Source organism: uncultured Thiodictyon sp. (assembly GCF_903828115.1).
Lineage (GTDB): Bacteria > Pseudomonadota > Gammaproteobacteria > Chromatiales > Chromatiaceae > Thiodictyon.
Genome location: NZ_CAIKKU010000600.1, coordinates 1 through 9,667 on the forward strand (window position 1 = coordinate 1; position 9,667 = coordinate 9,667).

At 65.3% G+C, this 9,667-nt stretch carries 11 protein-coding genes and 1 other RNA gene; 7 read left to right on the forward strand and 5 right to left on the reverse strand.

Annotated features, from left to right (window positions below; all coding sequences use genetic code 11):
* Positions 1–170: 170 nt before the first annotated feature.
* Positions 171–1,778, forward strand: coding sequence for an AIPR family protein (locus QZY48_RS22635; RefSeq protein WP_295435376.1), 1,608 nt, complete (start codon positions 171–173; stop codon positions 1,776–1,778).
* Here the strand turns inward: QZY48_RS22635 and QZY48_RS22640 are convergent.
* The 3 genes from QZY48_RS22640 to QZY48_RS22650 form a co-directional block, all read right to left on the reverse strand.
* On the reverse strand, positions 1,758–2,090 hold the full coding sequence (locus QZY48_RS22640; protein WP_295435378.1) for a DUF4351 domain-containing protein: 333 nt from the start codon (positions 2,088–2,090) through the stop codon (positions 1,758–1,760). The two genes, QZY48_RS22635 and QZY48_RS22640, sit on opposite strands and share 21 nt — an antisense overlap.
* 139 nt (positions 2,091–2,229) lie before the next feature.
* Positions 2,230–3,537 (reverse strand): aminopeptidase P N-terminal domain-containing protein, encoded by a 1,308-nt coding sequence (locus QZY48_RS22645; RefSeq protein WP_295435380.1) that lies wholly within the window; start codon positions 3,535–3,537, stop codon positions 2,230–2,232.
* Complete coding sequence (locus tag QZY48_RS22650; protein WP_366929754.1) at positions 3,534–4,100, reverse strand: UPF0149 family protein; 567 nt, start codon at positions 4,098–4,100, stop codon at positions 3,534–3,536. Before QZY48_RS22650 ends, QZY48_RS22645 begins: the two co-directional genes overlap by 4 nt.
* Before the next feature lie 132 nt (positions 4,101–4,232).
* Here QZY48_RS22650 and QZY48_RS22655 point away from each other — a divergent pair, with 132 nt between their 5' ends.
* The 4 genes from QZY48_RS22655 to QZY48_RS22670 all read left to right on the forward strand — a co-directional run bounded on the left by QZY48_RS22655 (position 4,233) and on the right by QZY48_RS22670 (position 5,733).
* Positions 4,233–4,442: a TIGR02449 family protein gene (locus tag QZY48_RS22655; RefSeq protein ID WP_295435381.1), complete on the forward strand. Its 210-nt coding sequence runs from the start codon at positions 4,233–4,235 to the stop codon at positions 4,440–4,442.
* On the forward strand, positions 4,439–4,768 hold the full coding sequence (locus QZY48_RS22660) for a cell division protein ZapA (protein ID WP_295435382.1): 330 nt from the start codon (positions 4,439–4,441) through the stop codon (positions 4,766–4,768). Before QZY48_RS22655 ends, QZY48_RS22660 begins: the two co-directional genes overlap by 4 nt.
* Positions 4,769–4,782: 14 nt before the next feature.
* Positions 4,783–4,968, forward strand: a non-coding RNA gene (ssrS, locus tag QZY48_RS22665) — 6S RNA.
* A 135-nt stretch (positions 4,969–5,103) separates the two neighbouring features.
* Positions 5,104–5,733, forward strand: a complete 630-nt coding sequence (locus tag QZY48_RS22670) for a 5-formyltetrahydrofolate cyclo-ligase (RefSeq protein WP_295435383.1) — start codon at positions 5,104–5,106, stop codon at positions 5,731–5,733.
* A gap of 187 nt (positions 5,734–5,920) precedes the next feature.
* Here the strand turns inward: QZY48_RS22670 and ilvA are convergent, their stop codons facing one another.
* Positions 5,921–7,468: a threonine ammonia-lyase, biosynthetic gene (ilvA, locus tag QZY48_RS22675; RefSeq protein ID WP_295435384.1), complete on the reverse strand. Its 1,548-nt coding sequence runs from the start codon at positions 7,466–7,468 to the stop codon at positions 5,921–5,923.
* 49 nt (positions 7,469–7,517) lie between these two features.
* Positions 7,518–7,649, reverse strand: coding sequence for a hypothetical protein (locus QZY48_RS22680; protein ID WP_295435385.1), 132 nt, complete (start codon positions 7,647–7,649; stop codon positions 7,518–7,520).
* A 176-nt stretch (positions 7,650–7,825) separates the two neighbouring features.
* On the opposite strand from QZY48_RS22680, the gene rpiA reads away from it, so the two are divergent.
* Positions 7,826–8,485, forward strand: coding sequence for a ribose-5-phosphate isomerase RpiA (gene rpiA, locus QZY48_RS22685; protein WP_295435386.1), 660 nt, complete (start codon positions 7,826–7,828; stop codon positions 8,483–8,485).
* Positions 8,486–8,608: 123 nt separating this feature from the next.
* A complete protein-coding gene (locus QZY48_RS22690) occupies positions 8,609–9,484 on the forward strand; it encodes a 2-hydroxy-3-oxopropionate reductase (protein ID WP_295435387.1) in 876 nt (291 codons plus the stop codon).
* Positions 9,485–9,667: the final 183 nt, after the last annotated feature.

Sequence of the window (9,667 nt, forward strand, 5' to 3'; positions counted from 1 at the left end):
CGCTGCCCACAGGCGCAACGTCGCTTCATCCAGGCGACCGGAAAGCGCCCGATACTTTTCTTCGATTATCTTGGTAACATCCATGCACCAAGCGTAACCGCAATTCACGTATTGTTCAAGTTATTTCTGCTAGGCTCCTTACGGGGGCCTACTCTGAGATCTTGCTTCGGATGCGAGGCAACCTCAAGTTCGCGTATCGCAAGCTTTCACCAAGACTTTCAAGTTTCTCGGTAGAGATCTACTACGCATCCCGTGGCGACACATTCGACTTGGGCAGCGAGGTTGAGGCTCGCGGACATCAAATTGCTGCCATCGTCAGGAACAGCTTCGGCTCCTGCAAGGCCGAATTCTCCTTTGTGGGAGCAACAGCACTTGTCGAGCTTCACCGCAAAATCCAGAACTACACGCTCGAACTGCCTTTCGTTGAGGCGCTGGCAAAGGGCGAACGCTATGTTGTTCTTGCTCGACTATCTGACTACTTTCGCTTCATCTCTGACGAGGGAAAGCTGCGGCGCTATCTCTTCGACTCGAACGTTCGGGACTTTATGGGCCTGAACCGGGTAAACGAAGACATAAAGGAAACGCTCGAAAACCTCGACTCTCCTGACTTCTGGTGGCTCAACAACGGCGTAACTATCCTCGCCACGTCTGCCGCGATTACGGGCAAGTCCATTCAAGCCGACGACATTCAGATCGTCAATGGTCTACAGACCACCGAATCGATTTTCCGGCATTTCACGCAATCACTGGCGGCTGCGCAAGACGAGCGCTGCCTACTTGTCAAAGTGATAGTTACAAGAGACGAAGCCATTCGCGACGCCATCATTCGCGCGACTAACAATCAGACCGACGTAGAACTCGCCTCGCTTCATGCCACGGACAAAATCCAGCGCGATATCGAAGATGTGCTGCTTCGGCACGGTCTGTACTACGAGCGACGCAAGAACTTTTACGCCAATCAGGGGCACACACCAGCCGAACTCGTTTCCCCGCTCTACGCGGCCGCAGGCTACGTGGCCTTGGTCCTCAAGACGCCCCATGCCGCTTCTTCGCTCAAATCCAAGTTCATGCGCTCCGAGATCTCTTATAAGTCAGTCTTCGACGGGACGGCACCGCTAGAGGTTTGGCCGAAGCTGGTTCACATCCTGAAGCGCGTCGATGCCCAATTGGAGGCACTCCGCCCACAAGCCAAGGTTACCGACAAGTTCCTCAAGGGATGGCGATACATCACGGGGTTGTTGCTTGTCGCGGGACACTTCGGGCGGTTTACATACACGGCGCGGGAACTCGCAGAGTTTGACGCATCTTTGGTTACGCCCAAGGAAGTAGAGCGAATCTGGCAAGAGCTTAGTCAACAGAGCACTAGCGCTACCCGCATGGGTGGGTGGACTTCTTTGCGCAATGTCCTTGCCGCCTGTGACGATGCTGCAAGGAAGCACGGATTAAAGGACGTGAAATCACTGTTGCCACCAAGGCGGATACCGCCGTCTTCCGTAAAGGCACCCACTCCTGCGAAGCCACTGACCGACGCGTTTGTCACGAAAGTCGCGGCATTGCTTCCGCCGCAACCATGGAAGCCAGGCATCCACCGCAAGATCTCGGATCAACTGAATTGCGAGACCTCAGCGTACTTCGCCGCTGTAGAGAGGTTGATCGAGGAGGGTCACGTGCTCCGGCAGCGAGACGGCGTTCTGTACGACGCTGAAGGGAATGTCGTCTCCTTTGATCCGGATAGAGTTGACCCGGAGACTCTCGAACTACTTATCGCCAGCGGCTAACCCTTCGCTGAACAAAGAGAGTTGAGGGATAATAGGGGACGCACCACCATCATCCCGCCACGCCCTCCTGCGCACCCAATGCAAGAGCCCGTCCAGACTCTCGGCAGTAAGTATGCGATCCGACCACTGAAGAATTGTCTCGGCATCCGCGCCGGCGATGCGCTGGCGGACCGCTTCGCTCGGGGGACCGAATTTCCGCTCGATCTGGCGCAGCAGCACGACCGCCTGACCCTCCTGCCGTCCACGTGCCAGACCGAGTTCCATTCCCTGTTGTTTGCCTTGTTCGATGTACCGCTCGATAAATGTCTGCATGGTCGAATCTCCGTCGGAGTGCCGTCGGAGTGCTGTTGCAGCAGGGCATAGGCGGTGGGCTCGTCCACCCGCCGAGTGCCTTGGACATCGTAGCGGAGCAGGGATTCCAGCACCTGCATGGCCGTAGTCCGGTCCTCGATCAGCCCGCCATCAGCGCCTCGATCGCCTCCGGATCCTTAGGCGCCGCGGCCGAGAGGACCTCGTTGCCGTCCGGCGTGATCAGCACATCGTCCTCGATCCGGATGCCGATGCCCTGATAGGGCGCGGGGACCGCCTCAGTGGCCGGCATGTAGAGCCCCGGCTCCACCGTCAGTACCATGCCCGGCTCCAGGCGCCGCCATTCACCGCGCACCTTGTAGTGACCTACGTCGTGCACGTCCATGCCGAGCCAGTGGCCGGTGCGGTGCATGTAATAGGGCTTATAGGCTTCGTCCTTGATCAGCTTGGCCGTCTTCTTGCCTTCGAGTATGCCGAGACGGACCAGGCCCTTGGTCAGGACCTTGAGCGCCGCCTCGTGGGGCTCGATCCAGCGGTTGCCGGGGCGGGCCTTCGCAATCGCGGCAAGCTGGGCCGCCAGGACGAGTTCGTAGAGCTCACGCTGGGGCGGGCTGAAGCGGCCGTTGACCGGGAAGGTGCGGGTGATGTCCGAGGCGTAGCCGTGCAACTCGCAGCCGGCATCGACCAACACCAGGTCACCGTCCTTGAGGGTCGCGCAGTTGTCCACATAATGCAGGACACAGGCGCGGGCCCCGCCGGCGACGATGGGCGGATAGGCCTGGAAGCGCGCCCCCGCGGCGGCGCAGTGGCGCAGGAACTCGGTCTCCAGTTCGGATTCATTGCGGCCCGGGTGGCACAACCGCATCAACCCGCGATGGCCGGCGGCGGAGATGCGCGCCGCCCGGCGCATGAGCTTGACCTCGGCCTCGCCCTTGCGCAGGCGCTGCTCGTGCAGGAGCGCCTCGATGGTGACGAAGGTCTCCGGCGGGAGCGCGCCCTTGCGCACATTGGCCCGCACCTGGTTGACCCAACCGAAGACGCGGGCGTCGAAGGCGGCATCGGCACCGATGGGGAACAGGAGCCGGGTGCGCCCGTCGATCAGTCCCGGCATGAGGCCGTCGAGTTCGCCCAAGGGATGCGCCTCGTCGGCCTTGAAGGTCGCCGTGGCCCCCTCGACCCCGGCCCGATAGCCGTCCCACTGCTCGCGCTCCGGGTCGCGGGGGCGGCAGAACAGGATGAACTCCCCCTCCTTGCGCCCGGGGGCGAAGACCGCCAGGGCCTCGGGTTCCGGGAATCCGGTGAGATAGGTAAAGTCGCTCGCCTGCCGGAAGGGGTAGTGGACGTCGCGGTTGCGAATCGTCTCATGGGCGGCCGGCAGGATGGCGAGCCCATCCGCGCCGATGGCCTTGAGCAGGGCGCGGCGGCGCCGTCCATACTCGGCCATGGTCATCGCGACCCCGTGCGGGGCGCCACCCGCTCCTCGTAGATCAGCATGGCGGCCACCCAGACGAACTCGGTCAGCTCGGTCAGGGCCGCCTCGTTTTCCTCGTCCTCCTGCAATTGGTTGAGGTCCAGGCGGGTGATGTCCGCGAAATCACGCAAGACCTCCCGCGCCTGGTCGGACAGGTCGCGCTCGGCCAGGCCCAGGACACCGATTGAAAACAGGAAGCCGCGCACCCAGTCGTACAGCGCGGTGGCGCGCTCGGCCAGGGCGTGGGAGTCGTCCGGGAGCAACAGCGGGAAATCGAGCCCCGGGCCCGCAATCCGCTCCAGGGTCCGGCGCGCGAGCGAACCCAGGACGGCCCGTGCCGGCTGCACCTCCTGGTCCTGGGTCGCGTCCCCGTCCGGGTTCAGGGGCGGAACCGGCAGCAACAGGTTGAGCCAGGCCGACTCCGGGGCCGCGGACCCGCCGCAGATCAGGCCGCAAAGCATCCCATGCGCCTCGCTCGGAGTGGGGGCGAGCGGGCTTGCCTGGAGCAGGTTCCCGATCTGATCGTAGTCGATGTCCGTGATGGTCTCCGGGGGCGCCGGGTGCGCTCGACGCCCGTCTGGTTGCGGCGGCTGAGCTTACCATGGGCACCGACCCGATTGACCCTGCCCGCCGCCCCTTCTATAGTGCGAAGAATTCTCAAAGAGGCCCTGATCTTGGCCAGTTTCGACATCGACCAGTTCGAGCACGGCGTGGAGCATCTGCTGCACCTGTGTCAACGCCTCCAAGAGGAAAACGCCTCCCTGCGCGCCCGCCAGGAGGCCCTGGCGGCCGAGCGCGGCGACCTGATCGAGAAGACCGAACAGGCACGCAGCCGCGTCGAGGCCATGCTGTCGCGGCTGCGTGCGATGGAGGAGAGTCTATGACCGACGAGCCCATTGGGGTCAATATCAAAGTCCTGGACAAGGACTACCGCATCGCCTGCCCGGCCGCCGAGCAGGAGGACCTGATCGCCTCGGCGCGCCTGCTCGACGGGCGGATGCGCGAGATCCGTCAGACCGGGCGGGTGCTCGGCTCGGACCGCATCGCGGTGCTGGCGGCGCTCAATATCGCCAATGAGTTGCTGCAACTGCAGAAGGCGCAGGGCGGCGGGGAGACCGCCGTCACCCGGCGGCTCGGCCGGCTCCAGGAGCGCGTCGGCGAGGCCCTGTCCGCGCACCCGGCCCTGGACTCGTCGGCCGAAAGGGTATAGCCTCTTTCCCCAGACACCCCCTGTAGTGTTCGACCGCTGGCTGGGTATTTTCTTGAGCCTATTTTGTACCCTGGGGACATGACCACGAGGCCGTTGCGCAAGTCCGCCCCCGAGCGGAAAGCCTGAAGCCGACGCGACTGACCCCACTTGAACCTCACGGTTCAAGAACAAAGGTTAGCGACGGCACAGACGGGGGGTGTCGCCCCTTTATCGTCGCTTGCGCAAGGGCCGCGGGTACCAAGCCCCAAGCCCCTGTGTTCGATTCGCTTCCAATGCAATCTCCCCTCGCCCCCACCGCGCCACTCGGTACTTCTGCTGTTTGCGCTGACCCTGAGGTGCCGTGGGGACGGCACGCGCCGAACGGGTGCCCGGCGCTCCGCGGCCTGCGTCGCCGACTGCGCGCGGCACGGCGCCTGCTTTCCCTCAACGATCAGCGACTTCACGCGGCGGCACTCACCCGGGTGCTGGGGCGGGAGCGCCATTTCCGTTGCGCCCGCCGGATCGCCGCCTTCTGGCCGGCGAACGGCGAACTGGACCCGCGACCCCTGCTCGCGGCGGCGGTCCGCCGCGGCACGGCAAGCACCTTTCTGCCCGTGTTGCGTCCGGGGCGGCAGCACCGGTTGTGGTTTGTCCGCCACGCGCCCGGTGAGGCGCTCACCGTGAATCGCTTCGGGATACCAGAACCCCGGCACGGTCGCCAGGGGCAGCCGCCAGCCTGGGCACTCGACCTGATCCTGGTCCCCCTGGTCGGATTCGACGCGGACTGCAACCGCCTCGGCATGGGCGGCGGCTATTACGACCGCACCCTGGCCTTCCTGCGCCAGCGCCGGCACTGGCAGCGGCCGCGCCTGATCGGCATCGCCCACGAATGCCAGCGTGTCACGCGCCTGGTGCCCCGCCCCTGGGACGTGCCGCTCGACGCCGTGGCGACCGAGCGGCGCATCTATCGGCGCACAAGAAAATAGGTTGGCAGCCAGCCTCGATCAGCGTTGTCGTTGTCGTTGTCGTTGTCGAGGTTATCGTAGCGCCCCGGATTCTCTCGCACGCCAAATTACATCGCTTCTCCGATTACGACAACGACAACGACAACGACAACGACAACGACAACGATGCGACAAGCATTCATCTTCCTCTCGAACCTTGGGCGACGCGCTAGTTAGCCAGCCCGCCGGCGAAGATGCGATAGGCCGGGTTGTCGGTCTCATCCCAATGGGGATACCCCAGGGCGTCCAGGGAGCGGCGGAAGTCGGCGCGCTCTGCCTGCGGGACCGTCGCCCCCATCAGCACCCGACCATAGGCGGCCCCATGGTTGCGGTAGTGGAAGAGGGTGATGTTCCAGCGCTTGCCGAGCCCGCTGAGCAGGTCCAGCAGGGCCCCCGGGCGCTCCGGAAACTCGAACCGGACCACGGTCTCGCCGGGGGTCTCGCCGGGGGCCGCGCCCGCCCCTGGGGCGTGCCCCCCCACCATGTAGCGCACATGCAACTTCGCGGTCTCGTTGTCCGTCATGTCGAGCACCCCCAACCCCTGATCGCGCAGTTGCCCGATCAACCGGGCACGCTGCGCGTCGCCGCCGCTCAGTTCCACCCCCACGAAGACCTGGGCCTGATCGGGGTCGGCGAAACGGTAGTTGAACTCGGTGATCTGGTGCTCGCCGAGCGCCCGGCAAAAGGCCAGGAAGCTCCCGGGCCGTTCGGGGATCGCGACCGCCAGCAGGGCCTCGCGCCGCTCACCCAGGTCCGCCCGCTCGGCCACATGGCGCAGCCGGTCGAAGTTCATGTTGGCCCCGCTCTCGATGGCCACCAGGTGTTCACCGCGGCAGCCGGTGCGCGCCACATAGCGCTTCATCCCGGCCACCGCCAAGGCCCCGGCGGGTTCGGCGATCCCACGGGTATCTTCGTAGATGTCCTTGATGGCGGCGCAGATCTCGTCGGTACCGACCAGTATCACCTCGTCCACCCGCTGGGCGGCGACCCGAAAAGTCTCAGTCCCGATGCGGCGCACCGCCACCCCGTCGGCGAACAGGCCAACCTGCGCGAGCTCCACCGGGCGCCCCGCCGCCAGGGCCGCGTGCAGGGTCGGCGCGTCCTCCGGCTCCACGCCGATGATGCGCACCTGGGGCGCCAGCCACTTCACGTAGGCGGCGATGCCGGCGATCAGCCCACCACCACCCACGGGGACAAAGATGGCATGGGGGGGCTCCGGGTGCTGGCGCAGGATCTCCATGCCGATGGTCCCCTGACCGGCGATCACCTGCGGGTCGTCGAAGGGGTGCACGAAGGTCAGACCCAACTCCGCGACCAGTCCCATGGCATGGGCATAGGCCTCGTCGTAGGAGTCGCCGCACAGCACCGCGGTCCCGCCCAAGGCCCGCACCGCCCGGACCTTGATGCCCGGGGTGGTGCGCGGCATCACGATGGTGGCCGCCACCCCCAGGCGCGCCGCCCCCAGTGCGACCCCCTGGGCGTGATTGCCCGCGCTGGCCGCGATGACCCCGCGGGCGCGCACCTGCGGGCTCAGACTCACCAGCTTGTTGTAGGCGCCGCGCAGCTTGAATGAAAAGACCGGCTGGAGGTCCTCGCGCTTGAGCAGGACCTGATTGCCCAGGCGGGCCGAGAGGGCCGCCGCCAGGGTCAGGGGGGTTTCCTGCGCAACCTCGTAGACACGGGCCTTCAGGATGCGCTCGATGTAGCTGTCGGGCATTGGAAAACCTCAGTGAGACAAGGGACCGGGGGCCGGGGGCCGGGTGCGATCAGAACTGATGTGGTAACCGAGATCCCAGGTACGCTGTCGTTGTCGTTGTCGTAATCGAATAATCCGACCACGACAACGACAACGATGCCCGGTCCGTGAGAACGTCCGGTAGCTCTTGGCGGGTACGCAATGCGTACCCTACGACATGTGCGTTAAAACATCAGTTCTGATTGCACCCCCGGGGGCCAGACGCCCCAGGTTACCAGGTGCCGAGATGGTAGATTGTAGGATGGGTAGAGCGCAGCGAAACCCATCGCTTGCGCTATGATACCAACCCCTTATGTGACCAATTCAGCGAGGCACTCCATGAACCAGGACGAGCAGAAAAAACAGGCCGCCCACGCGGCCCTGGCCTATGTCGAGGGCGGGATCATCGGCGTGGGCACGGGCTCCACGGTCAATCACTTCATTGACGCGCTCGCGACCATCAAGGGCCGCATCGAGGGCGCGGTGTCCAGTTCAGAGGCGTCCAGCGCCCGCTTGAAGGCCCACGGCATCCCGGTCTACGACCTGAACGCGGTCGGGGACCTGGCACTCTACGTGGACGGGGCGGACGAGTCCAACCGCCAATTGCAGTTGATCAAGGGCGGCGGCGGGGCCCTGACCCGGGAGAAGATCGTCGCGGGGGCGAGCGCACGCTTCGTCTGCATTGCCGATGAGACCAAGTTGGTCGACCTGCTCGGCCGCTTCCCCCTGCCGGTAGAGGTCGTCCCCATGGCCCGCAGCTTCGTCGCGCGGCAACTGGTCCGGGCCGGCGGCACCCCGGTGTGGCGCGAGGGCTTCGTCACCGACAACGGCAACCTGATCCTGGACGTCCAGGGCCTGGAGATCCTGGAGCCGGCCAGTCTGGAGCAACAAATAAACAACATCCCCGGCGTGGTCACGGTCGGCATCTTCGCCCTGAGGCCCGCCGATGTCCTGATCCTGGGCACCCCGCAGGGCCCAAAGACGCTGATGCCCGAGTAAGTCATTGCCTTGGAGACGGGGCAAGCAGCCGTGGCCTCGTCGCGACTGAAGCCGCTCCCACCAGGAGCGGCGCCGGCGCTTCACGACAACTGTATCTGTCAGCCTGCCACAGAGACCTTCAACATGCCTGATCGCATTGCCTTTATCGGACTCGGCATCATGGGCCGCCCCATGGCCCTCAACCTGCGGCGCGCCGGGTACGACCTCGCCGTCTATGCCCGCCGCCCGGAGTCCATGGAACCGCTGGCGGCGGCCGGCGCCATGACCTGGCGCAGCCCCGCGCAGGCCGCCGCCCAGGCCGAGGTGATCTTCACCATGGTGGCCGACACGCCGGACGTGGAGCAGGTGATCCTGGGGTCGGGCGGGGTGCTGGAGGGGGCGGCCCCGGGGGCCGTCGTGGTGGACATGAGCACCATCTCGGCCGCGGCCACCCGGGTGATCGCGGGGCGTCTGGAGGGCCACGGGGTGGCGATGCTGGACGCGCCCGTCTCGGGCGGGGAGTCCGGGGCGATCGCGGGGACCCTCTCGATCATGGTGGGCGGCGCGGCGCCGGTGTTCGCCCGGGTGCGCCCGCTGCTGGAGGTCCTGGGGCGCAACATCGTCCATGTGGGCACGAACGGCGCCGGTCAGGTCTGCAAGTCGTGCAATCAGATCGTGGTGGGGGCGACCATCGCCGGGGTGGCGGAGGCGATCCTGCTGGCGCGCGCCGCCGGGGTGGACCCAGCGCGGGTGCGCGAGGCGCTGCTCGGCGGCTTCGCCGCGAGCCGCATCCTGGAGGTCCACGGCCAACGCATGATCGACGGCAACTTTGCCCCCGGCTTCAAGGCGCGGCTGCACCAGAAGGACATGCGGATCGTCGGTGAGGCGGCCGCTGAATTGGGGCTCGGCCTGCCGACCGCCGCGAGCATTGCCCAGTACCTCGACGCCCTGGTCGGCCAGGGGCTGGGGGAACTGGATTCGGCGGCCATCTACCAGGTGCTGGAGTCCATGAACCGGTGAAAAATCGCCCGCTGGGCGATTTTTCACCGTTTGAGGGGAAAGGGCACTGGTTCAGTTTGGCGACTGCCTTAAGATATTGATTAAAAAGCAAGTAAAGGATTGCTGAGGGATGGCCGAAGCCTAAAGATATCCTGCCATGAAAGCCCTTGTTGTATGATTCCGATCGCGACTGCAGGAACTTTC